The organism is Candidatus Glassbacteria bacterium, assembly GCA_019456185.1.
Classification (GTDB): Bacteria; Gemmatimonadota; Glassbacteria; order GWA2-58-10; family GWA2-58-10; genus JAJRTS01.
Genome location: VRUH01000003.1, coordinates 58,063 through 82,203, shown reverse-complemented (window position 1 = coordinate 82,203; position 24,141 = coordinate 58,063). Strand labels below are relative to the sequence as shown.

At 58.0% G+C, this 24,141-nt stretch carries 22 protein-coding genes, 1 tRNA gene and 1 pseudogene (1 of these 24 only partly in view); 18 read left to right on the top strand and 6 right to left on the bottom strand.

Annotated elements, in window-relative coordinates; genetic code table 11:
- The 6 genes and pseudogenes from FVQ81_02245 to FVQ81_02220 form a co-directional block, all read left to right on the top strand.
- Positions 1–326 (top strand): annotated as a pseudogene (locus FVQ81_02245) (hypothetical protein) (it extends 514 nt beyond the left edge of the window).
- A gap of 18 nt (positions 327–344) precedes the next feature.
- Positions 345–1,013: a bifunctional precorrin-2 dehydrogenase/sirohydrochlorin ferrochelatase gene (locus FVQ81_02240; protein ID MBW7995393.1), complete on the top strand. Its 669-nt coding sequence runs from the start codon at positions 345–347 to the stop codon at positions 1,011–1,013.
- A complete protein-coding gene (locus tag FVQ81_02235; protein MBW7995392.1) occupies positions 989–2,275 on the top strand; it encodes a glutamyl-tRNA reductase in 1,287 nt (428 codons plus the stop codon). The genes FVQ81_02240 and FVQ81_02235 overlap by 25 nt, the downstream gene beginning before the upstream one ends.
- Entirely contained in the window at positions 2,244–3,191 is a 948-nt protein-coding gene (hemC, locus tag FVQ81_02230; GenBank protein ID MBW7995391.1) for a hydroxymethylbilane synthase, read from the top strand. The genes FVQ81_02235 and hemC overlap by 32 nt, the downstream gene beginning before the upstream one ends.
- A gap of 313 nt (positions 3,192–3,504) precedes the next feature.
- Entirely contained in the window at positions 3,505–5,043 is a 1,539-nt protein-coding gene (gene cobA, locus FVQ81_02225; GenBank protein MBW7995390.1) for a uroporphyrinogen-III C-methyltransferase, read from the top strand.
- A 167-nt stretch (positions 5,044–5,210) separates the two neighbouring features.
- On the top strand, positions 5,211–5,672 hold the full coding sequence (locus FVQ81_02220) for a hypothetical protein (protein ID MBW7995389.1): 462 nt from the start codon (positions 5,211–5,213) through the stop codon (positions 5,670–5,672).
- A 181-nt stretch (positions 5,673–5,853) separates the two neighbouring features.
- On the opposite strand, the gene FVQ81_02215 is transcribed toward FVQ81_02220, so the two are convergent.
- Genes FVQ81_02215 through FVQ81_02205 form a run of 3 tightly spaced genes read right to left on the bottom strand, consistent with a single transcriptional unit; the run spans position 5,854 to position 13,784 of the window.
- On the bottom strand, positions 5,854–6,975 hold the full coding sequence (locus FVQ81_02215; protein ID MBW7995388.1) for a PorV/PorQ family protein: 1,122 nt from the start codon (positions 6,973–6,975) through the stop codon (positions 5,854–5,856).
- A gap of 18 nt (positions 6,976–6,993) precedes the next feature.
- Positions 6,994–10,413, bottom strand: a complete 3,420-nt coding sequence (locus FVQ81_02210) for a hypothetical protein (GenBank protein MBW7995387.1) — start codon at positions 10,411–10,413, stop codon at positions 6,994–6,996.
- Positions 10,414–10,424: 11 nt separating this feature from the next.
- Complete coding sequence (locus tag FVQ81_02205) at positions 10,425–13,784, bottom strand: TonB-dependent receptor plug domain-containing protein (protein MBW7995386.1); 3,360 nt, start codon at positions 13,782–13,784, stop codon at positions 10,425–10,427.
- 314 nt (positions 13,785–14,098) lie between these two features.
- Here FVQ81_02205 and FVQ81_02200 point away from each other — a divergent pair.
- The 4 genes from FVQ81_02200 to FVQ81_02185 all read left to right on the top strand — a co-directional run bounded on the left by FVQ81_02200 (position 14,099) and on the right by FVQ81_02185 (position 15,368).
- A tRNA-Ser gene (locus FVQ81_02200) sits at positions 14,099–14,186 on the top strand.
- A gap of 278 nt (positions 14,187–14,464) precedes the next feature.
- Positions 14,465–14,794, top strand: coding sequence for a hypothetical protein (locus FVQ81_02195; GenBank protein MBW7995385.1), 330 nt, complete (start codon positions 14,465–14,467; stop codon positions 14,792–14,794).
- The gene (locus FVQ81_02190) at positions 14,794–15,081 is read left to right on the top strand and encodes a DUF3850 domain-containing protein (GenBank protein MBW7995384.1); all 288 of its coding nucleotides are present in this window, start codon (positions 14,794–14,796) and stop codon (positions 15,079–15,081) included. The genes FVQ81_02195 and FVQ81_02190 overlap by 1 nt, the downstream gene beginning before the upstream one ends.
- A gap of 26 nt (positions 15,082–15,107) precedes the next feature.
- The gene (locus FVQ81_02185) at positions 15,108–15,368 is read left to right on the top strand and encodes a hypothetical protein (protein MBW7995383.1); all 261 of its coding nucleotides are present in this window, start codon (positions 15,108–15,110) and stop codon (positions 15,366–15,368) included.
- Between the two features lie 262 nt (positions 15,369–15,630).
- Here FVQ81_02185 and FVQ81_02180 read toward each other — a convergent pair whose 3' ends face one another.
- The 3 genes from FVQ81_02180 to FVQ81_02170 form a co-directional block, all read right to left on the bottom strand.
- The gene (locus tag FVQ81_02180; protein MBW7995382.1) at positions 15,631–16,188 is read right to left on the bottom strand and encodes a hypothetical protein; all 558 of its coding nucleotides are present in this window, start codon (positions 16,186–16,188) and stop codon (positions 15,631–15,633) included.
- A 184-nt stretch (positions 16,189–16,372) separates the two neighbouring features.
- The gene (locus tag FVQ81_02175) at positions 16,373–16,762 is read right to left on the bottom strand and encodes a hypothetical protein (protein MBW7995381.1); all 390 of its coding nucleotides are present in this window, start codon (positions 16,760–16,762) and stop codon (positions 16,373–16,375) included.
- 2 nt (positions 16,763–16,764) lie between these two features.
- Positions 16,765–17,058 carry a hypothetical protein gene (locus FVQ81_02170; GenBank protein ID MBW7995380.1) on the bottom strand — a complete coding sequence of 98 codons (294 nt, stop codon included), beginning with the start codon at positions 17,056–17,058 and terminating at the stop codon, positions 16,765–16,767.
- Positions 17,059–17,589: 531 nt separating this feature from the next.
- Here FVQ81_02170 and FVQ81_02165 point away from each other — a divergent pair.
- The 8 genes from FVQ81_02165 (at position 17,590) to FVQ81_02130 (ending at position 24,094) form a co-directional block, all read left to right on the top strand.
- Positions 17,590–18,093 (top strand): hypothetical protein, encoded by a 504-nt coding sequence (locus FVQ81_02165; GenBank protein MBW7995379.1) that lies wholly within the window; start codon positions 17,590–17,592, stop codon positions 18,091–18,093.
- Positions 18,094–18,123: 30 nt separating this feature from the next.
- Positions 18,124–18,531: a hypothetical protein gene (locus tag FVQ81_02160; protein MBW7995378.1), complete on the top strand. Its 408-nt coding sequence runs from the start codon at positions 18,124–18,126 to the stop codon at positions 18,529–18,531.
- A 201-nt stretch (positions 18,532–18,732) separates the two neighbouring features.
- Entirely contained in the window at positions 18,733–18,912 is a 180-nt protein-coding gene (locus tag FVQ81_02155; GenBank protein ID MBW7995377.1) for a hypothetical protein, read from the top strand.
- Between the two features lie 14 nt (positions 18,913–18,926).
- Entirely contained in the window at positions 18,927–19,280 is a 354-nt protein-coding gene (locus FVQ81_02150; GenBank protein MBW7995376.1) for a hypothetical protein, read from the top strand.
- A gap of 46 nt (positions 19,281–19,326) precedes the next feature.
- A complete protein-coding gene (locus tag FVQ81_02145; GenBank protein MBW7995375.1) occupies positions 19,327–19,635 on the top strand; it encodes a hypothetical protein in 309 nt (102 codons plus the stop codon).
- A gap of 295 nt (positions 19,636–19,930) precedes the next feature.
- Positions 19,931–20,560, top strand: a complete 630-nt coding sequence (locus tag FVQ81_02140; protein MBW7995374.1) for a hypothetical protein — start codon at positions 19,931–19,933, stop codon at positions 20,558–20,560.
- Positions 20,553–22,007: a hypothetical protein gene (locus tag FVQ81_02135; GenBank protein ID MBW7995373.1), complete on the top strand. Its 1,455-nt coding sequence runs from the start codon at positions 20,553–20,555 to the stop codon at positions 22,005–22,007. The genes FVQ81_02140 and FVQ81_02135 overlap by 8 nt, the downstream gene beginning before the upstream one ends.
- Positions 21,995–24,094 (top strand): hypothetical protein, encoded by a 2,100-nt coding sequence (locus FVQ81_02130; GenBank protein ID MBW7995372.1) that lies wholly within the window; start codon positions 21,995–21,997, stop codon positions 24,092–24,094. Before FVQ81_02135 ends, FVQ81_02130 begins: the two co-directional genes overlap by 13 nt.
- Positions 24,095–24,141 lie beyond the last annotated feature (47 nt).

Below are 24,141 nucleotides of genomic sequence, written 5' to 3'. Positions count from 1 at the left end.
CGACGCTCTTCCGATCTCTGCCCTCGCTCGATGAGCTCGACCACATAACATATCTAACGGTTTCGCTGGGGTTCGTGGCCCTGACAATCTCGATCGTCACCGGGATGGTCTGGACCATGCTGCGGCTGGGCACGCTGCTTCAGCTTGATATCAAGGAAATAATTACGTTCGGCAGTTGGCTGGTCTATGCGTTTTACCTTCACAGCCGTTACTACGGCAGGTGGAAGGGCCGCCGCTCGGCCTGGCTGGCGGTGCTCGGTTTCGGGGTGGTGCTGTTCAATTTCCTGGTGGTGACCGTGCTGTCGAACACCCACGGGTACATGTAGGATCGGCAGGGGGGATATTTGGCCGCTGATATGCACGAAAGCGACGCGGTGTTCTATCCTGTGTTTATCGACCTTCGCGACAGGTTCTGCCTGGTGGTGGGCGCGGGGGAGATAGCCGTGCGCAAGGCGCAGAGCCTGCTGGATGCCGGCGCCAGGGTGAAAGTCGTCAGTCCGGCGGCCGGCGAAAAAATGACCGCCCTTTACCGGCAAGGCCTGGTGCAATGGGTTGAGCGTGGTTTCGAGGAAAGCGACCTGGAGGGCTGCTTCCTGGTGATTGGGGCCACCGGCGACCCCGGAGTCAACCGCAGGGTGTACGACGCCGCCGAGGGAGCCGGGATACTGGCCAATATTATCGACGTGCCCGAGCTGTGCAACTTCCTCGTCCCGTCGGTGATGCGCCGCGGCGGTTTTCAGGTGGCGGTCTCCTCCGGCGGGGCCAGCCCGGTGCTGGCACGCGAAGTGCGCAGGCGGCTGGAGAAAAATTTCGGACCGCAGTACGGCGGGATTGTCAAGCTGCTGGCCGGTCTGCGCGGTACGCTCAAACAGCGGCTGACCAAGGTAAGCCGTCGCCGCGAGTTCTGGGAAATGATGATCGACCTGGAATTTTTCGACAAACTGGACCCGGCCAGGGTCGAAGAGGAAATCAGGGAGCGGGCTGAGAGATGTCTATCGCAATTGGAGGACTGAACCACAGGGTGGCTCCGCTGGAATTGCGGGAGAAACTGGCATTCAGCAGCCCGGAACTCAAGGGCCGCCTGGCCGGGTTCGCCGACAGCTCCGGACTGGAGGAGCTGGTGATCCTGTCGACCTGCAACCGCACCGAGGTCTATAGCTACGGCCAGGACAGGGATGAGCTTAAGTCCGGAATCGAGAGTGTGCTGGGTGATAAGTTCGGCTCCAGCGTGGACCTGGGCGAGCTCAATTTTTACTCGTACAACGACCGTAAAGCGGTCAGTCATCTCTTCCGGGTGGCCTCCAGCCTTGACTCGATGATCCTGGGCGAGGACCAGATTCTGGGGCAGGTCCGCGAGGCGTACCGTCTGGCGCAGGAAGCCCGCAGCACGGGCCGGGTGCTCTCACGGTTGTTCCAGCAGGCGGTCAGGACCGGCAAGCGGGTGCGCACCGAAACCAGTATCTCCACCGGCGCGGTGTCTGTCAGCTCGGCGGCTGTAGACCTGGCGAGCAAGATTTTCGGTGAACTGGCCGGTAAGGAAGCGCTGATCCTGGGAGCAGGGGAGACCTCGGAGCTTACCCTCAGTCTGCTGTTCAACTACGGGGTCGACTCGGTGCTGGTGGCCAACCGCACCTACCGCAAGGCCGTGGAGCTGGCGGTTCAGTATCACGGGACCGCGGTCAAGTTCGAGGAGTACGAACCCTACCTGGCCCAGGCGGATATTCTGATCAGCAGTACGAGCGCTCCGGGCTACGTGCTCAACCGCGAACGGGCGGGCGATGCCCTGGCCCACCGCGACAAGCCGATCTTCCTGATCGACCTCGCCGTCCCGCGCGATATCGATCCATCCCTGGCCGACTACGACAACGTGTTCCTGTACAATATCGACGACCTGATGGCGGTGGTGGAGAGCAATGTCGAGGACCGCAAGAGCCAGGTGGGACTGGTCGAGGACATCATCGCCAGCGAGCTGAATCAGTTCATGGAATGGTACGAATCACTGGCCGTGGTCCCGCTGATCAAGACCCTTCACGAACAGATGAACCGGATCCGCGCCGGCGAAGTGGACAAGGTGATGGGCAAGCTGGGCCAGCTCAGCGAGGAGCAGCGCAGCCTGGTGGAGCATCTGACCGTATCGGTAATGAAGAAGTTCCTGCACGGGCCGACCAGCCGTCTCAAGGAAAATCCGCGCAAGCTGGCCCGGATGGAACCGGTGGAGTTGCTCAAATTTTTATTTATGCTGGATGAGGGGGATTCGGGTGGCGGCAAGCGGTAAACTGATTATCGGCTCGCGGGGCAGTAAGCTGGCGCTGTGGCAGGCAAACCATATCGCGGACAGTCTCCGCGCCGGGCACGAGGGCCTGGAAGTTGAAATCAAGGTGATCAGGACCAAGGGCGACAAGATCCTCGACGTGGCGCTGAGCAAGGTGGGCGGCAAGGGGTTGTTCACCAAGGAACTGGAAGAGGCGATCCTGCGCAGGGAGGTCGATCTGGCGGTGCACAGCCTCAAGGACCTGCCCACCGAGCTCCCCGCTGGTCTGGCCGCCGATATTATCACCCGGCGCACGCATGGAGCCGACGCCCTGCTCTGCCGCGACGGGATTAGCCTGGCCGACCTGCCGCCGGACGCTGTGGTCGGCACCAGCAGCCTGCGGCGCAAGGTCCAGCTCGGCGCTCTGCGGCCGGACCTGCGGATCAAGGACCTGCGGGGTAATGTGGACACGCGGCTGCGCAAGCTCGACGATGGCGAATACGACGCAATCGTGCTGGCCCAGGCCGGGCTGGCCAGGCTGGGCCTCGACGGCCGGATCACCGAGCTGCTCGATCCAGGCAAAGTGGTGCCTGCCGCCGGACAGGGAGCGCTGGCGCTGGAGTACCGTGCGGACGATCAACGGACCCTGGAGCTGATCTCATTCCTCGACCATCCCGGGACTCACCACGAGGTCGATGCGGAACGTCAGTTCCTCGGCCGCCTGGGCGGCGGCTGTCAGGTCCCTATCGGCGCCCACGCAGAGGTGCGCGGGGACGGCAGTCTGCTGCTGCTGGGCATGGTCAGCGACGAGGATGGACGGAATATCATGCGCAGTTCCATAATCGGCATGCCCGGCGGCACCGCCGGGACTGACCTGGCGGTGCGCATGCTGGCCGCCGGGGCGCAGGCGATTGTCGATCAGATCTACGGGAAAGAGTGAGACCCGGATGCGGCGCTGTGGCTGGAGGACGGCTCCTGCCTGGTCTGTCTGGACAACGAGCGGCTGTGGATCACTCTCGCGGGCGGGAGACTGGAGGGCCGGACGATCAGGCGGTTGCCGGGCACGCGGGGCCAACTCATGATCGGTAAGGAAATGAATCCGGACGGCCAGGGTAAAAATATCTGGTGGCTGTTCAGGCGCGGAGCGGGTCCGGCCGAGTATGAACTGAGCGGTGACGGTGAGTCGCTGAAAGTGGGCGGGTTAATCCTGGCAGTGCATTGAACGGGCGGAACACAATTGTAGCGGAGAGGGAATGGCTGAAAATAAAGGCAGAATAATCCTGGTCGGTTCTGGTCCCGGCGACCCTAAACTGATTACTGTCCGCGGCCTGGAGGCTCTTCGCTGCGCAGAAGTGCTGATTTACGATAATCTTGCGCCAAACGAACTGCTGGCCGAGGTTCCAGCGGATTGCGAAGTGATCTATGTCGGCAAGAAAACCGGCAGCCACACCATGGCCCAGGAGGAGATCAACAGGCTGCTGGTGGCTAAAGCTAAGGAAGCCAAGCTGGTGGTCCGTCTCAAGGGCGGCGATCCGTTCGTGTTCGGGCGCGGCGGCGAGGAAGCTCTGGAGGCGCTTGCCGACGGTGTCCCGTTCGAGGTGGTGCCGGGCGTGACCGCCGGGGTGGCCGTGCCGGCTTATGCCGGGATTCCGGTTACCCAGCGCGGGATCAATGTTGCCGTCACTTTCGTTACCGGCCACGAGGACCCGGGCAAGGATGAAAGCGCTATCAACTGGCAGGCGCTGGCCGCCGGCGAGGCCACACTGGTGTTCTACATGGGAGTCGGCAACCTGGGGAAAATCTCGCGGCGGCTGATCGACAACGGCCGCCCGGACAGCACGCCCGTTGCAGTGATCCATCGCGGCACGACCCGCAGCCAGCGGACCGTGACCGGTACGCTGGCCGATATCGAGAGCGTGGTCCGCGAGGCGCGGATCAAGCCCCCGTCGATTATCATCGTCGGCGAGGTTGTCGCTCTGCGTGACAAGCTGTCGTGGTTCGAGAACAGGCCACTGTTCGGCAGGAAAGTGATTGTCACCAGGGCGCGCGAGCAGGCCTCGGACTTCAGCAGGCTGCTCTACGAACTCGGCGCGGCGGTTATCGAGCTGCCGACGATCAAAATCGGACCCAGCCCGGACCCGGACGCGGTCGGCGGGGCGGTGGCAGCACTTGGAACCTACGACTGGATTGTGTTCACCAGCGTCAACGGCGTAACCACCTTCCTGGAGCGGATCAGGGAGTCGGGGGGCGATATCCGCTCGCTGGGAGGCGCGAAACTCTGCGCTATCGGCCCGGCAACAGCCGCTGCGCTGGAGAGTCTGGGCCTGCGGGTGGAGGTGGTCCCGGAGACCTATCTGGCCGAGGAAGTTGTGAATGCCCTGAAAGCGGCCGGCGAAATTAAAGGCAAACGAATCCTGCTGCCCCGCGCGGAAATCGCCCGCAAGGTTCTGCCCGACAGCCTTCGCGAGTACGGAGCGGAGGTTGACGAGGTGCCGGTGTACAGCACCCAGGCCGAAACGCCGGAAAATCTCGACGATGTCAAAAGAGACCTGGAAGCTGGAGAGATAGACGTAATAACTTTCACCAGCAGTTCCACCGTGGAGAATTTCATCGAGCTGGTCGGAGAGAGTGCCGCCCGGCAGGCTGTCGCCGGCGGTACGCTGATCGCGGCAATCGGGCCGGTGACGGCCGAGAGGGCCGCCGGTTTCGGCCTCGAGGCCGGGATCGTACCCGGCGACTACACTGTTTCGGGGCTGGCCGGCGCGATAGCAGCTCATTTCCGAACTAAATAATATCACCGGACCGCTTTTTTTTATGCCGCCGAACCATTATATTGAAAAAGCGGTTCCCGCCGGACGAAATAACTGGAACGAATATTGCATCTCTTAACAGGCGGAAGAGCGACGGTTCCCGGCCATCAAGGTGAAGGGAAGGAAAACAGATGAAACCGGACAGCGTAATGCCGAAGCTGATTTGCGTGTTGTTGATGTATGTGCTTGGTAGTGCGACTGTTATGGCCCGGCAAAAGCTGGATTCGGTCTGGGTGGGCGAGAACCTGTCGTTCCGGGTTGTGCACGAGCATGCCGCGTTCGATATCATTCAATCCACCAGATTCTTTAACCGCAAATGTATAACCACTCTCGACTGCGTAGATTACCCCCTTGGCGGGTCGTTGCTCGTCCCCTCGCTGGCTCCCAAAGCTGACAAAAGAAATCTGGAAGAGCGGATCGCTGATTCGTTCGAGACGATGACCGCTTATCCGGGAGGATTGTTGCTCTATAACACGATCTGCGCGGGTCTGGACCTGATGGTTTATTCGAGGGACCTGACCAGTATCCAGTACGACAATCTTAAGATCGGCAGCAGGTTCGGCGGCGCGGGCAGGGGATTTCTCAAGACGGGAGTCTTTTACGACTTCTGACTGAGGTCGTGAATATTCACAAATTGTTGCTGATATGCACAAACTGTTACCGAACCGGCAACAGTTTTTTTGTGCCCGGGTATTTATGTGTGGTCAAACCGGAAACCGGCTACTACGAATATTTCGATGTTATGGGTCTGGGCTGGTATCTGATCAAGAAAGCGATTGGCAGGGACGAGGACTAGAAACCGAACGACAGGCTGAAAGCGTGGTTGGCGCCGAGCAGTCCCAAGTCGCGCCAGGCGTAATCGGCACTGATCTGGAGCTTGTAAAGCCGGTAGAAGTACCCGCCACCGGCGCTGAATCCTCGCAGCGACGCGCCGCTGCCGGCCGAGACCTCATCGGTCTGGACCCGCCAGCCGCTGCGCAGGGCGACCGTGCTTTTGGCGTTGATCCGGTAGCTGTATTCCGCTCCCAGGCCCAGGCTGATCGGCAGGTTGCTGTTCTCGGCCACTTCCACGGCGGCCACCAGTCCCTGGCGCTCGAGTTGGAGCACAGCCGCCGAGACCGAGATATGGAAGCTGGTGGGCAGCGGGAATTTCGAGGTCTCGCGCGACCCCTGACGCTGCAGCCGGCCCACGTCCTCGCCGGGGTAAATATCCTCCGGATCGACATCCACCCGCAGCTTGTCCCCGCCGAAACCGAGGTTGGTCCCCATGTTGGTCACCGCGAACGCCAGCCGCACCGGCACACCCATGAACTCTTCGTGGTAGTTGGTCCCCATGTCGAACGCGACAGCATCCTGGGTCAGGCCGTGGATATCCTCGTGGACGTTCTTGACCGTGATCCCGGCGCTGAACCTGTCGGAGAAGTTGTAGGCCAGCGTGCCGCCCGCGCTGAGGCTGTAGGCACTGTAGAACGCCCCGGTGCCCTCGGGCTGGAACTCGGTTGTGATCTCCTGGTCTCCGCTGTTAAGCACCGACATAAACGCCCCCAGCACCATCCGCCCCTCCCAGACCGGCACTGCCACTGCTCCGTAAGTGTAACTGATATCCAGCGGACGCTCGATCACGGTCAGAAACACCTCCGGGCGGTTGAGGAATCCCAGCCCGGCGGGGTTCCAGTAAATCGAGGTGATATCGTCGGCGGCCGCGCGGAACGCACCGCCCATCGCCACTCCCCGCGGACCCACGGGTATCGTGAGGAACTCCGCCCCGCGCGTGCCCACGCCGCTCAGGCCCTCCACGCGGCCCGCGCCGGGGTTGGCCGCGCCGATACCCGCGCCGCCCGCCGCAGCGGCAGTCGAAAACGCCAGTGCCAGCGCCGCGATTGCAAGGGTGATATGCCTGAAGGGGCCTGTCATTTCAAATCGGTCCGCTCATTATTGAATAATACTGAACTTGCCAAGCTGCGTCTCGCCTGTATCGAGATCGCGAATGTGGAAATAGTATATCCCGCTGGCAATCTGGTCGCCGAAGCGGGTGGTCAGGTCGAACGAATACTGGCCGCTGTTGCGGTCGGCCACCCCGCCGATACTGCCCTGTTCGCCCGGCCCGTGCTCGAGCGCGTTGACCAGGTTGCCGCTGACGGTATAGATCCTGATCTCGGCGCGCAGCGGCAGGTGGGTGAACATCACCATGCGGCGGTTGGGCCCGGTGTCGAATACGCTGGAGGCGATATACGGGTTCGGTACGACCTTGATCTGCTCCAGACGGCCGGGATCGGTGTTCCGGCCCGCCTGCTCCAGGTGGAGCGCCACCCGCATACCGGCAAACGGGGAGGTGTAGCGCACTGTCTGGTTGGAGAGGATCAGGTAGTCCATGTTCAGGGTCCACTCATCGCCGGGGGCGGGACGCTGAAATATTTTGCGAATCTGCAGCTCCACACCCCGCACGTAGAGACTCATCCACTCCAGGCCGGGCACGTCCGGGTCTGCCACGTAAATCGCCCGGCGGACCAGGCGGGCCGTGGGGAGATTCTCGGGAGTCAGCACCTGGTCCTCGTAAATTTCCTCGTGCTCGTAGGTGTCCAGCGGAAGGAACCCGTAACCGTCGGCGGCCCGCTCGTTGAACCGGAGCGGGACATTGTTCGCCGCGTCCCAGACGTTGACCTCCCCGTCGGCCTGCCAGGTAATCACGATCGATCCGGGAGCGAACTGCCCGGCGATATTCAGCTTGCGAGACACCAGTCCATTGAGCTGCAGCGAGAAAAACGGCTGGTGCACCTCGAACGGCTCATAGACCAGCAGGCCGGTTTCCTCGTAGCTGCCCAGTTCACCGCGGAACAGAGGGAGATCGTCACTCTGGCCGGCAAGCCGGACTTTCAGCGGGGTCACCTTGGCGGCGTCCAGCCCGCCCTTGCGGAAATAGGCGATCCCGTTGAACAGCGGGCCGCCGCCCACCAGCGGGCCGCTGAAATTGAACGGAATCTGCTGGTCAACCACCTCGTCGCCGGGATAGAGGCCCTCGATCTCGTGCCAGGGGATAGAAATCCTGCCGACTGTACTGACATTGCCCTGCGAGTCCTCGAAATGGACGAAGTGGATATGGTTGCGGGTGTCCTTATTCGTATGGATTGTGGAATCGACCACCAGGTAGCCGCCGAGTTCCGGGACATTATCCGGGTCGATAACGACAACCTGGCTCAGCGAGGCGGCGAACGCGTTGGTCACCGGGGCCACGGGGTCGGTGAACTCGATCACCGAGCCCCGCAGGGTCCCGTCGCCCACATTGGCCACCAGTTCCCAGCCGGGAGGCTGGCTCGCTTCAACCGGGTTGCCCAGGAAATCGACCTGCTGCCAGTTGCCGCTGCCGGCCACGATCGAGGTGCTGGGGCTGCGCGGGATCGCCAGCTGGAAAAACCGGCCCTCGGCGTCCTGGCCGCGGAAGTTGAGCGAACTCTCCAGCGACTCGTCGCCGATCAGCGCCGGGTTGAAATCATAGGCCGTGACCGCGTAGAACATCGGCACGCCGTTGACCAGCCCGCCGATATCGTTCCCCCGGTCGGTGAAACTGAAGGCCAGGCCGGAGTTGTCGCCCAGCGGAATCTCCTCGACCATGTCCTGCTGGCCCTGGGCGGTGGCGACAGCGCGGGTGATCTTGTAGGTCCGGTATTCATTGTCCAGGTCGTACTGGGCGATCAGCCGGGCGTCGTCGGGGTTGCCGGTCAGCGAGCGGTAGACCCGGAAACCCTCGAAATCCTGCGCCCTGTAAGTAATTCCCGGGAACTGGTCCACCGGCTCGTACTGGGCAGCGGCGCCGGTGAGTGCGTAGGGGTCGGTTGCATCGACAGGGAGGTCGTTCCAGGTGATCGTCACCTGCCTGTCGCCGGGCACCAGCCGCATGGCCGGAGTTGGCGGTGGCGAGGGCACGACGAACCCGCTGCGATGGACCTCGCGGGCCACGGCCCAGAGATCGATCAGCGGCCGCAGCTCACCGTCGATAGAAAGGTTGTTCAGGTCGACATTGACGGTGGCGGGGCGCGCGAAATAGACCGCGGCCGCAACCCGCTTGGGTCCGGCCGCATCCAGATCGGGCATCTCGAACGGGCCGCTGACAATGTTCTGGCGCAAGTCCCCGACCACGTCGGCCACGATCAGGTCGGCATAGGGGTCCCAGCGCGGCGTGCGGACTTCATCGGGATCGCCTTTGAGGATGCGGTATGCCTCGGCGTCGTCGGCCGGGTCGGGACGTTCGCCGCCGTTGGTATTGAGCGTGAACAGGCTCATCCGCTCCGCGCTCTCGTCATGCACCTCGGGGTGGAACTCCAAAAACAGCCCCGTGCGCGGGTCCTTGATCCCGGCGGCCTGGATCTCGCCGAAAGTCTCATCGCTCAGGCCGTTGCCCTGAGGGAAGAGCGGGTCCTGGTTATCGATCCCGTCGCTCTCGGTCGGGGCCTCCAGGAAGCTGATCCCCAGGAACGCCGGAGTGCCGCTGAAGCCGATTTCGCTGAAATCGCTATCGAAGGCTATCGACATGTTGCGCACCGGACTCACCGCCGCGCGGTCGTCGAGCGCGTTCTCGCCGATATCGAAATCGGTTTTGAGATTGACATATGCGTCGTGGATATCGTAGCCGGGGACCACGCCGGGGTCGGCCACATAGCGGCTGGCGTTGTAGATGTCCCAGATCACGAACATGATATCCCGCATCTCGCTCAGGCTGTAGAACATCACGTGCTGGTGCACCTCCACACCCAGCCTCAGCGCACCGGCGGCGGTGTTGACAGGTCCGCCGATATCGGTGTAGATCGCCACCACGTCCAGTTCGCTGCGCACATCGGGAACCCGTTGTCCGAACGTGGGGCTGGCCTCGTTGGGGTCCACAACCATGAACTCCTCGGGCCACTCGTCCAGGTCGGCCTGGCTGGTGGAGAAATAGAGCCTGCTCGCCGGGTCGTCGGGGTCGTCGGTCGGACGGCCCTCGCGCCATTCGCTGTCGAAAACGAGCTGGGTTTCGACTATGTCGCTTGAGATCCCGTCGCCGTCCGAATCGATAACCCCCATCACGTGCAGACCGGCGGCGAATACGTAGGCGTCCTCGCTGCCACTGGGCCAGAACCCGCCGGGGGTGATACTGCCGCGGTTGGGGTCGACAGCCAGATAGCCGTTGTTGGCCATGTTGAACTCGATCCGGTTACCCGTGGTGATCCGGGTCCGGAACGCGGCCAGCGACGGGCCGGGGTAGGGTGTTCTGTACTTGCCCGCGGCACCGGGAACAGCCGCGCTCAGGACCGGGACAACGAGGCAGGCGGCCATGAGAGCTGTGGTGAAAATGCGCTTATGCAGGCAGAGGTTCGACACGATAAACAGCCTTAAAAGTCCAGGTTGATTCCCAGCCGCAACTGGAACGGCCGGAGGTATGCGCGCGGGTCGTCGAGGCCGGCCAGCATGTTGGCCAGCTTGAGCGCGGTTATTTCGTTTTTGGAGACGAACCCGTCGCCGTTGATATCCTGGATCTGCACCAGGCTGGCGGCGTCATCGCCCGGCAGATTGTCGATCTGGTCGCTGAGCGCGATCCTGTCCACCTTGTTCCCGCCGGCGTCGGTAAAGTCAGGCCGGTCGTTGAACGCTTCGGTCAGGATATAAGCGTCCATGTCCGGCGAGCCGGTGGTCGGGTTGAGATAGTCTATATTGTAGTTGGTAAAACCGAACAGGTTGTAAATCTCGCCGAACAGGGAAAGCCGCATTCCGCCGTAGGGGATCGGCAGGCGTTTGTTCAGGCGCAGGTTTACATTTTTGTACGACGGTCCCCGGTCGTTGTTGTTGGCGCTGGAGGGATGGCCGTTCTGGCTGAGGCTGGTATAAGGCTGCCCGGAACTGAACGTGAACGTGGCGTAGCCGGTGATATCACTCAGGAGCACATCGGCCCGGCTGCCGGAGGGAAACAGGTTGTCGGGCACGCGGAAATTGAGCTGGACGTTGAGCTCGTGGGTGCGGTCGTAATCGATAGGAGTCAGCACCCGCGGCGGGGGCTGAACACCGCGCTGGCCGGTGACTGGGTCGAAAAAAGTCTGGCGGCCGAAGGTGAGGATATACTCCTGGGGGTCGCTGCCGGTGGCCCGCGGGAAACTGAGCGTGTAGGCGGCATTGATCCCCCAGAATTTGCCGAGCCGTCTGGCGAACGAAATCTCGACACCCTTGGCGCTCATCCTGTCCCGGTTGGTATAGACACTCAGGATCGCGTTGCTGCGGGTGCCGGTGCGGCCGGTTATTCCGCCGAGTTCAAGCAGCTCCTCGGGGGTCATGCGGCGGACCGCGAGATCGCCCTTGCTCTCGTTGTGGTAGCCGACAAAGTCGAGCCGCATCGTTTCGGAGAGGATCGTGGTGAACCCCACCTCGAACATCACCGACTGGCTCATCTCCAGGTACGGGTTGCCGAAAATATTGTTGGCGTTGCCGCCGAGGTTGAAGCGGAAGTCCTGGTTCGAGTGGGCGTAGACGTCCTTGAACGCCGGGGCCTGAAAAAAATGGCCGTAGCTCAGCCTGATCTGCGAGCGGTCGGTGACCGGGTGGGCCACGCTGAGGCGGGGGCTGAAAAACAACTGGCTTTCCGGCTGGAGCGTAGGATCGCCGGGGCGCATCTCGCCGATCACCGACGGGAAGTCGGCGTTGTAGTCGAGGTAGTCGGCGCGAAGGCCGTAGTCCAGCACGAGGTCGCCGAAATCGACGATATTCTGCACATAGGCCGCGGCCATCAGCGGGCGGGTGTCGTAGTAGTCCTGGAACACGCCGCCGGTGGCGCTGAAATCGCGCTCGACGATATGGAACGACTTGAAATCGACACCGGTCTTGACCCGGAACACGCGTCCGAGCTGGCTTTCGAGGTCGGCCTTGACCGAGATCCTGTCTTCGTAACTGTTCTCCAGCAGGGTCAGCAGCCCGGAATTGATAAACTGCGCCTGATAGCCACCACGTCCCTCGGGCAACCGGGTAATCGAGGTGGCGAACGGGATGTTGGCGCCGGGTACCGCCGAGGGCCAGAGACCGCGCTCGGTTTCGCGGGTGCTGCTGAGGCCGGTGGGTTCGGTCTGCTCGCCGGGCAGTCCGTTGGTGCTCAGGTTGCGGTAGGTGTCGTCGAAAGTGGTGCGTTTCTCGTCGATAAACTCCATCGACTCGAACGAGAAGCCGCCCCAGGTGCCGCGCTGCAAAGACTTCGCCGTCTGGGTACCGACAGTCAGCGTATTGCGGTAATAGTTGGCCCGGAGCTTGACATTCGTGTTGCGCAGGGCGTGCTGCTCCACTATCCAGTCGAACCCGCCGGTTGCGTTATAGGTGGTTATCCGCGCGCTGAGATTGGAACGCAGCGGATTATTGAACAGGTTGGCGTGAATATAGGCCATCCGCTGCTTGCGGCTGGTCTGGGCCGTGGCGAGCCACTTGAGCTGCCCGGTCTGGTACCAGGTCAGCTTGCCGGAGACCGAAAACTGGTCGTCACCGTTGCCCGGCAGTCTGACCGGGTTGGGATTCACGTAAGCCCCGGAGCGATCCACCTCGCGCTTGTCATCCGCAGTGCCCGGCACGTCGTCGGCCCCGTCGAACTCGTCCCCGAAAATCCAGCGCCGCTCGTCGCCAACGCCGTCGTTGTCGGTATCGGCCCAGTGGACATTGCTGAACGAGTGGCGGTCGAGCTGCTGGATCCCCTCGCGGAAACTGTCCGTATCGATCGCTCCGCCGCCCTCCTTGCTGGCCGGACTGTTGGGGTCATACAGGCCCAGGGTGGTGAGCGCCTGGTTGAGTTTGCCCAGATACCGCTGGTCGATACCGCGGAAGCCTCCGCCGGTGGGGGAGCGGTCGGCGCGGCCCAGCAGCTCGCCGGAGAGAAAATAGCCCGCGCTGCCGAGTCCGGAGAGCGGACCGCCCAGGCTGGCCTGGAGACGGTTGTAGCCGTAATCGTGGCCGCGCGGCATGAACGCGTCGCTGGCAAAACGCAAGTTGCCGCTGTGCTCCAGCCCGCCCTCGCGGGTCACCTCGTTGATTACCCCGCCGCCGGCCTGGCCGAACTCGGCGCTGAACCCGCCGGTGACCACGGAGACTTCCTCGATAGCGTTGGTGGCCAGGGCCAGCGGGGTATTATCAGCCTCGTAGGGGCGCTCGTTGAAACTGCGCACCAGCATCCCGTCGATATAAACCGCCTGGCGGCCCTGACGGCTGCCGCGGATGTTGAACTGCCCGTAGGGATCGGTGGCGACTCCCGCCTGGAGGCTGATCAACTGTTCGAGGTTCTCGACCGGGGCCTCGCCGGCGGTCTCCCTGCCGAAGCGCTGGGAAGTCTGGACATTGTCGCGGGGCACCAGCGGCTCGTCGCCCGCCTCCACCACGATACCCTCGAGCTCGAACACGCCGGCACTCAGCGCGGCGTCAACCGTGGCGGTGTGCCCGGCCAGTAATTTTACACCGCTAACAGTTGTTGTCTGATAACCAGTGTAGCTGAAGGTGACCGCCTGTTCGCCCACCGGGGCATTGAGGATGAAATAGTAGCCCTCGGCGGTGGTCACATTGCCCAGCTTGGTACCCTCGACCCGCACCTGGACCCCGGCGACAGGCTGACCGGTGGCCGAAGCGGTCACCGTACCCTCGATTTTGGCGCCGGTCTGGGCGAGGATCAGAGATGGTACTATGATCAGCAGGGTTACGCACAGATAAAAAAATTTGGCAGGTGGATGTGTTGTCATTGTACCGCTTTGGGGAGTTTGTTCAAGCCTTAAAAAGGCGGTGAATTATTAACTGCCAGCCCGCAGCAAGGTAGCTTACGCCAAAGGCAAAGTCAAGTCAAAGGTTGCCGGTCAGGGGGAGTGCGGGATGGGGGATACCGCTCCGGCGGCTTACTTGAGAGATTATACAGCCGCGGGCGGAATATGTTTCAAAAAAACGGTGTTGAACCGCCAGGGATCAGATTGGGCTCAGGCTTGACAGCGGCACGGGGGCGGAGATAGATTTCAGCCCTTGCCGGCCGACTTCTGATTATGTCATGAAATACCGACCAACTGGAGAGGTGACCGAGAGGCCGAAGGTGCACGATTGGAAATCGTGTGATGTGCAAGCATCCGAGGGTTCGAATCCCTCCCTCTCCGCCAGTTAAAATGACGGCTAATCCTTGATTTACAAGGGTTGGCCGTTTTTTTTTGTAATATGCTTAGTCGGTAAATCGTGCGCCAGGTAGGGAAAACGTCACAGTTTGTCATGGACTGTCACGGTATTACTGACCAACGAGTGACCAACGAGCGTCCAATAAATCGGAGGAAAAATGCCGCTACCCTATGCAGATGAAGTGCCGTATTTCAAAACGGGGACCTCGGCACCAAGTACCTGGTTAGCCAAAGCGAGTGATCAGCTCGTAAGACGAGGCGGCCAGGTGGTGATGGAGGCCCTTGCCAATGATATAGCTCGCGGCCACGGCAAGTGCTATCTGTTCGTTTTCGAGCTCGAGGGAGGATCGTTCAGGTTGATGTGGCCGGTCCTGCCCGTCAGGAGCGAGAAAGACGAGCTGGCGGCTCAGAGACAGGCCTGCACGATGATCTTTCACGATGTTAAAGCCAGGTGCGTCACCGCGGACGTTCTCGGTGCGCGGTCGGCCTTTCTGGGCTACCTGCTCTTACCTGGTGGGAAGACGGCCTCGGAGCTAACTGATCCTGAACTTGCGGCCGATCTGTCTGGCTTACTACTCGGACCAGGAGGGGGATAATGCAACACGAGCTGAAAACATGGCCGGAGGGCTTCCAGGCTATAGCACAAGGGCGCAAGACAGCCGATGTTAGGTTCAATGATCGCGGTTTCAAGGTCGGCGATATTCTTCTCCTCCGAGAATACTATCCGGGGACGGGAAAGTATTCTGGCGAAAACGTGGAGGCTGAAGTTACTCATATCATGGATACAGAGGGATTTGGCCTAAAACCAGGGTATGTAATGTTATCCTTGCGGCCGATCCCTTCTCAGATCGCGCCCCTGGACGTTGAAAAACTGCCAAAGTAGCCAAAACAGCGGAAAACGGAGGTTTTATGCCAGAAGTTGCCGAAGTAGAGGTGATCGGGAAGCACCTGGCTGTCCGTGAGCAGCCCCAAAAGCGGGGCAGGAAGACGCGCCGGTGGCATGTGCAGTCTCGTTCAGAGGGAAAGTTGCTTGGTATTGTCGAATGGCATAGCCCCTGGCGACAGTACAATTTCGATCCGAACTACGGAACCACCTTTAGCGCGGGTTGCCTGAGCGATATTGCGGCGTTCTTGAAAGAGAAAACCACAGAGCAGAGGGGGAGCGGTTGAGCGACCAATCGGCTGATCATGAATGGGTGTATGTCAAAGAGGCCTGGCGAAGGTTGCCGAGAGGAACAAAGATAAGCCTGAGCGGGTTCAGGCGGTGGGCAGCAGAGCAGCGATATGGAATTGTTACCGGCGTGTTCGGCAGCCGAACTGTCATTCGGGCCGACACGATCCCGAGGGTGAGAGTCGATGAATAAAAAAGGCCGCTCTACCTGGTGGCAGCGCGGCCTTCCTTCCTCAGTTTTATTCGCAGGGCGTAGTATCTCTAATCGTCTTCAATCCACTTCTTGATCTCAGGGTGCTTATCCAAGATCTGCTGAGTGATCTTCTTCATGTACTTAACCCGTTTATTACCCTCCTTTTCTTCGGCCTCATAATATTGTTTTTCGGCCTCTTTCTCTACTCTATCGGAGGGGGTAGTACAGTGGCTAAATCTATCTTCAGCCTCCTTCCGTTTTCTTTCTAATCGTTTCAGGGCAGCTCTTGGCGCTAAATAGATTTCTGAAAGCTTCTTTTCGATCTCGTCCGTAGTTAGGCCATCACCTTTTTCGTCCAGGCAGGTTATCCACTTTTTAAGCGGTACTCTCTTCAACGATGCAACTAACTTTTTAAGGATCGGAATGCCTTCGGCCTCTTTTCTCGCTTCACTAATTGCTTCATACAGTATTTCAATATCGTTCATGACCTCCGCAATCTCAGATGCCTTTACCCACTTGGCGTTTGCGCGGGCAAGTACCTTTTCCGTGCGCTCTTCAGCCTTATCCTCGTATGGCTGTAAGAGTTTCTCTAACTTCGCTTCTGCCTCTGCATACCTGTTAATCATGATAGCTCCCTGCGGCCTTTCTATGGCCGGTGGGTTTCCATGTAAGAACTGAGGTACAGCGCGATCAGATCATCCAGGACGGTACTTACGGGCTTCCCGAGCCCCTGAGCGGCCTTCACGAGCCGCTTTTTGTTGTCCGGGTGCAGAGAGGTGTCGAGTCTTGCTCTCTTCTCTCGTGGCATTTCTAAGCCTCCAATCGGGACTTGTATCGGGCGAACCAACTGTTGATCTGGCCTTCGGTGATCACCCCGCCTTTGGCAGGCATCCCCGCGATAAAGGTATCTTTGAATCTCTGGTAGAGCAAGTGGGAAACGTCTTCCGTGCCGAAGAAATCAGCGAGAACGGACAGGGCGGTGTCGGCGGGACCGGAGCCCTGATGGCCCCAATCCATACCAAGAGGTGAATGTTTTACGATGTGGGGCAGGTCGTAAAAGCTGGTAACATGCCTTATTTCCCTGCGATCGCTGGGAAAGAATGCGATCCAGCGATCGCTAAGCAAGACTACGATAGAGGGTATGCAACCTACCTCGATCCGCTCAAAAAAGTACGATCTAAGCCTCTTTGGTGTTGGCATCGTTATTTCCCCTCTTCTGAAAACTCTTCGGGGTATTCATCCCGGTAGTGCCATTCTTCCCCGGTACTTTCATCGAGGCCCTCACAGAGCACCCCTTCCAGCCCGAAAACGACACTGTAGGGCTTGTCGCACACGGTACAGCGCATTTCAAAGTAATGGCGGTCCCCTTCCGTGCGGTCCTCGGTACTCTCGGCCCGGGAGTCACAGTAGGGGCAAACGTCCGGGTCTTTGAGGGTAGCTATAAGCCTGTTCTTTGATTCCAGCTCCCTGGCGGCTTTTTCCGTTTCGGTAGTCATTTGACTAATCCTTTCTTCCCGGCGATCCGCGGGAGCAAGCTCTGAACGAAAGCACATGGCGTGGCCTCCAATATTGGTGAATAACGGACAATAACGGTTAATAGCTGCTAATCGGACGATTCTTTAAGGCCTTTCAGACGTTGGTATTCCTTCCAGGTGCGGGGCTTCGGGCACCGTTCTTGAGGCACAGCGTCCCTTATCTGGGTTTGGGAAAAGTTCCTTGTATGGTACAACCGCTCAACCCACCGGACCTTGAAGCCGAGGTTACAACCGGGCTTCGTTGGGGTACCGGCTAACGCCCGGCAACCGTCACAATACTTTTTTACTCGAGGTAACATTTTCTCTCCTGATAAAGAGTGGATAAAATACACACGTCAATTATACGTTATTCTGACGTAATTGTCAATAGTCTATTGTATTCTATTGATTTATGCGAGATGGTCATTTTTGAAGTTTCTGTTAAAGTGGTTCTGGCTGTTATTATAATTACTTTAGGTATTGCTTTTTGGGTTGCGAAGGGAACAATATGACTTGCAGATAATCTATCAAAGTTCAACCGAGGGTCCTTTGATGGGATTGCTGACGGAACATCTTACACTCTACGAAGCCCGCTGCCGTTGCGGATGCGGGATAGAGAAGTTGCACGTCCCGGAGTTAACCGCTCAAGCGCAGGTATTGGAAGCTCTGAGAGCCGATCTGAACGCCGATCCTGAATTGGAGCAGTATAAGCCGCCAGGTGGGGAAATCCGGCTGATCCCAATGTCATGGGTCCGGTGCGACAAACACAACACTGAGGTCGGGGGAGTTGCTCTCTCCCGGCACAGAGCTTTCTTCTGCGATGCAACAGATATCAGCAGCCCCGAACTCCCCGAAGATCTACTCCACGAAAAAGCAGCGAAATATTTCACCACGGCGATCCACTATCTTGGGCGTTATTTCGTCCACGTTGACCGGCGAGCTTGGCCTGACGGCGAGGTCCATGCCTGGGTCAAGGAGCCGTCTGAAACCGTGTTGCCCGGCGAAGCAAGGGCATGAGCAAGATCCACCCAAACAGAGGAAGGCCTGATGTCTCTCAATGTAATCGGCTCGGTTATCGGGATCGTAGACAAGGTGATCGACAGCATTTTCCCGTCGGACAACGATAAGGCTCAGGCGGAGCTGATCAAGGCCGAGGCCAGGAAGAAGTTGATCGATGCTTCGCTTCAGAAAACCGGAGATTTCCGCAAATTCATGTTGTTGTACGAGGGCCGCGCCAGTGATCTCAATCCCTGGATGGCATCGTTCCGCGCCAGCCTCCGGCCGGTGGTCAGCTACGCCGTGTACGGCACGGTGGTCTACCTGACGTGGACGGGCGCGGAGGTCCCGCAGATGATGTGGAACCTGGTGCTGATCGTGACGGCGTTCTGGTTCGGGGAGCGGGCAGTGACCAACGTGGCGCCGGCGATCAAAGACATGATGGGTAAGAAAGAATAAAAGTGGTTTCCGTTCAACTTGCGGTATTTCCCGGCAAAATTGAAATGGAGATACGTCAATGTTTGAATTTATTGAGCGCCTACTTGGCGTGAAATGTGTTTGCGATTTTTGCGGGGAGACTTTTATTTTCCCGCGCTTTACTTCTAAAATGCTTTGTCATAACGGCAAGCACAGATTTTTCAGGGGATGAAAGGATAAAAAATGAGCGGGTTTAGTGTCGCACCAGGGATGTCCGAGGCCATCTTCCGCGCTTTTGGCGGAGGGTACGAGAAGCCCCGGATCGAGAAGGAGGTCGGGATGCGGTTTCCCCTCGATCTCATCGAGTCAACGACCGAGGGCACGGTTTGTAAACAGTGCTCATCCTGCCACGGCTGCCGTTAAGAAAGGATAAAAAAATGAACCGGATGATTGTGTTAAGGGAGAGGATCGAGCGGTTTTTCAGGCTCCTGCATCACAGGGAGCTTCTGCACTTGACCGTGGGGTTCTTTATCGGATTCATCCCGTATCTGCCGTTGACTATCCTCGGGATCGTGTTCGTGCTCTGGTGGGAGCTCCGGCACGATCCGCGTAGATGGTGCGGAGCGAAATGGCTCTGGAGAGTCAGGCCGGCGAGCTCGATTTATTCGTGGAGGTCCCGCTGGTTGGGCGGGGACAGGTATCTCGATATGGACATAAAGGGCTGGCTCGATCTGTCATTCTGGATCAACGGCATTCTGCTCGGGATATTGCTACGAATTCTGATTTTCTAAGCCCAAAAGGGTGATAGCTGAATATTTAAAAAGGGGAACCAGGGCAATGATCGGAGTCGGTGAAGGGATAGCGATTTTTGGAGTCTGTGGAACGATAACGGCGGCCATCGTCAAATTAGCTCCGGGACGGCGCAACAACAACGGCGGCGGGCACACCAAATGCCTGCACGGTGACTCGGTAACTATGTTGGTAGCAAAGTTTGAGGGTTTCGAGAAAACATTGGGTGATTTTATCGCGCGGAATGACAAGACCAACGATGAGCAGTATTCAAAAATAAATGACAACTCCAGGCAGCTCGCGGCAATGGGCGGAACGGTGGAAATACTGAAAAGAAAAGTGCTGAACGGTGGGTGATGATGAAAAATACTTTGGAAAACTGATCAGAGATCGAGGTTGAACGATGGCGCCAGAGGATTTTAAGTGTCAGCTACGAAAAATAATTGAGGAAGAACGGTGTTGCCAGTGTGGTTGCCGTCCGGTTGGATTTGTAGCTGTTTTCTGGAAAGCTATGGAAATACTTGCAAGGATCAGAGTCAAACACGGCCTGGTAATCTCTCTTCCTACCTGAGTTAAAGCGTACTGAATAGGTAGTAGTAGTAGTCTTTAAATACAAAAGCTTTTCTTATTCTTTTACGCGCGTGTGAGAGAAATGACTGATGAAACAAAAGCTGAAAAGACAGGAAGAACCACTGCTTGGGATGAGATTATCGAGCCAAACATGGATAAAATTATCAAGTGGTGTGAAGAAGGTTTAGTCGATGAAGATATTTGTGCAATGCTATCGATCAGCACTTCGGTTTGGTATAGGACGAAAAAGGATAAGTTGGAGTTTAAGGAGGCCGTTACACGCGCGAAGCACCTTCCAAACAGAAAAGTAACAAACGCTTTGTTTGAGAGATGCCTTGGAGTTGAGTACGATGAGACGACAAGCGAACCTCTAATCAGTGTGATCCTTAACTCTTTGAAGGGCGAAGCCCGCGAGTCGGTGCCCGAGCTGGTGAAGACCTTGCCGAAGACGGTCAAGGACGCTCTGGTGACAACGAAAGTGGTCAGTAAGCTTATCCCCGCCGACATTCAAGCAATCAAGTTCTGGCTGATGAACCGTGAGCGCAAGATATGGGCGAAGAGCGGTGATCAGTTTACTGGTGACATACACGTGACGATCGATGGCTTGTACGGGGAGCCAGGCGATATTCCACCTCCTACTCCTACGGATAGCATTACCTCGAAGGGGACAAAAAAGGCCAGCACTGCCGATACGGAGGATCGTGGTGAATAACTCCAGAGCCATAGCTTATGATGAACTGGCAGACATGGAAGAGGACGGCAATATCAAGATGCCGTACCGGTTCACGCCGCGGTTCTACCAGGAGCCGGTTTTTGATGCAATGGCACTTGGTTACAAGCGGATTGCCTGTCCCTGGCACCGGAGGGCCGGGAAGGATAAGACGTTCCTCAATATCGTTGCCATAGAGATGCTCCAGCGCGTTGGGAGTTATCAGTACCTGTTTCCGGAGTACACGCAGGGCCGGCGAGTTCTGTGGGAAGGAATGGACCGTGCCGGCTTCCCGTTTATGGGACACTTCCCGCCCCAACTGATCAAGAAGAAGCACGATTCGGATATGCTGATCGAGTATAAGAACAACTCGATTTTCCGCATTATCGGTACAGACAGGTGGAACTCTTCGATGGGAACCGGCGCCATCGGCCAGGTATACAGCGAGTTCAGCCTGCAGAACCCTGCGGTCTGGATGTATATGCAGCCGATCCTGATTGAAAACGATGGATGGGCACTGTTTAACTGGTCCCCTCGAGGTAAGAACCATGCTTACGAACTTGGCCAGCTCGCAAAAGCTGACCCTGGCCGGTGGTTTTACCATCCGCTTACTGTTGACGATACGGGCGCGATCACGAAAGCTCAGATAGAACAGGCCCGGCGGGATGGTATGACTGATGATATGATCGAGCAGGAGTTCTATCTGTCCTACGAGGCCGCGAACCCAGGAGCCTACTACCGTGAGGAAATGCTTGCCGCAAAGAATACAGGACGGATGTTGAGGATCCCCGTAGAGACGACCCTGCCGGTTTATACCTTCTGGGACCTGGGCATGGATGACTCGACAACTATCTGGGTGGTCCAGATTCTCGGCCGTGAGGTCAGAGCACTCGCCTACTACTCGAACAGTGGCCTGGCGCTGTCGCATTACGGCAATTGGTTAAGAAAGTGGCAGCAGGACCACCTGACCAGCTTTGACACGCACATCCTTCCCCACGATGGCAAGGTTCGGGACCTGTCAGTAGGTAAGAGCCGGCAGGGAATCCTCGAAGAGATGAAGATCGGCAAGGTGATCTGTATGAAGAAGCCGGAATCAAAGGAAGATGCTATAGAGAAAAGCCGTCAGATGATCGGTAGGGTGTGGTTCAACTACGTAGAGGCCGACAATAAAGACACCAAAGAAAGCTGCTTTAAGGGCGTTGAGACTCTCAGGGGATACCGAAGAGAAATGCAAGAAAAGAATCCAGGGATATTCAAATGCCAGCCTGTGCATGATAAGAACTCCCACGGCGCCGATGCCTTCCAGACCCTTGCTCTGTGGTGGGAGAAGTACGCCAAGAGCCTCACCGCGGAAGATGTTGATATATCCAAGCTAATGGGGAAAACGGCATCCTTTGATAGCCATGCGGCAGCCAGCGGTGCAACTTCTGATGGTGGATGGATGAAATGACCGACACAGGAATAGTAGTAGAGGTTTCTGTGGAGAACGATAACGCCCCGAAGAAATCAGCGGAGCAGCTAAAGCTTGACGCCACTCATACTCGAGCTTTGGGCCGGTTCCACCGATCAGAAAAGGCCGATGAAATACAGGCCGCCCTCGCCAAAGCTGATTTAGAGTTTGAGTGTGGTGATCAATGGCCGGCTTATCTTCTCAGGCAGCGGAAGGCGAATGAGCAGCCCTGCATGGTCCTGAATATGATGCCCGAAAAGATCAGCCAGGTAGTAGGTGATCAGAGGCAAAACAAGCCGGAAATAAAGGTCCGTCCGGTTGACGATGTTGCAGATCCCGAGACTGCGGAGACTCTCAACGGTCTGATACGGGCGATTATGGCGAATTCTGATGGAGAAATGATCACAGATAACGCCTTCGAGTCCCAAACATCTTGTGGCCGGGGTGCTTTTCGCCTGGTGACTGAGTACGAAAGCGAAGATTCTTTCGACCAGGTGGTCAAGTTGAAGTGGATTACAAACGTTTTCAGCGTTAGATGGGACCCAGGCGCACAGGATTACGATAAGCAGGACGGGAAATACTTCTTCATCTACCAGGATATGCAGAAAGAGGATTACGAAGAGGAATACCCCGGAGAGCCGGTCGAGTCATTAACGGCCACTGTTAGCGATAGTCGGATGGCTACTTGGCTGGTAGGATGGACAGGCGATACGGTCAGGGTGGCAGAATATTTTGAGCGTGTTACCGAAGAGCAGGAAATAGTTATGCTCGAGTCCGGCGCGGTGGTGCAGGCAGACAATATTCCAGACGGAGCAAAGGTAAAGACCCGGGCTGACGGCACCACAGAGTACCGCCGCAAGGCCAAAGTTAAGAAAATCATGTGGTATAAGATGAATGGAGCAAAGATCCTCGATGGACCGAGAGAATTCCCGAGTCAGTATTACCCGATCCTCATGGCATGGGGCAAGGAAAGAAATATTGGCGGGAAACGCCATATCAGAGGCATGGTCCGGGACGGGATCGATGCACAACGGATGATCAACTATTGGGAGTCGAAGACGACTGAAGTAGTCGCGCTGGCTCCCACGGCTCCATTCCAGGCCACGAAAAAGCAGGTCTCGGGGCATGAAAAGCTTTATGAGGCCGCTGCGAAGGGTGATCCGGTCTATGTTTTGACCTACACGCCTGATGAGGACGCCGCTACAGCAATGCCAGCTCGCGTAACGCCTCCCACTATTCCGATAGGGATGGAAAAGCGGGCCGCAGTAAACAAAGACAACCTGAAGTCAACGATGGGGATTTATGACAGCTCGTTAGGGGCACAGGGCAACGAAATCAGTGGCGTAGCAATCGGCAAGCGGGAACGGCAGGCCGAAAGAGGAACATATATCTACCAGGATAACTTTGCCCGGACGCTGAAGACCCTCGGGAAGCTCCTCCTCGATGTTATACCCCGGATTTATGATGCGGATCGGATAGTCCGGATATTGGGAGTTGATGGTGAGGTCCGTAAGGTAAAGTTCGGCGAAAGACCGGAAGAAGGCTACAATCACGAGGAATTACCACCGGAAGAGAGAATCTTCGACCCGAAGGTTGGCCGGTACGATGTAGTTGTAACGATTGGGACCTCCCACGAAACCCGAAGAACGGAAGCCGCCGAATTATTGACCGAATTCGTGCGAGTTGCCCCGGACATTGCCCCGATCGTACTCCCAAGAGTCGCCAAGATGAGCGATTTCCCCGATGCTGACGAGCTGGCCGAAGACCTTGAAATGCTTCTACCCCCTGAAATCCGGCAAATGCACCTACAAAAACGTGGAGAAGGCGAGAAAGGTAGCGCGGTTGGTAGTGATTCAGGTCTTCTCGGTCCGGATGGCCAGCCGATTGACCCCACTACACTTGACCAGGGGGAGCCAGAGCAGCCACAAGCTCCCGTTGACCCGACAATGGCCTCAAAAGTTATCGCAGCCGAGGCGGTTGCTATGAAAGCGGTGCTGGACATGCGGGCGGCGGCCAAGAAGATGGGGTTGTCTGACAAACAGATCGATGCCCTGGCTGCGAAAATGAAGGAAGGGCCTCAGCCGTGATCGTGGAGATCGGCACTAAATCCTACGAATGGAAAAAGCGAGGCCGG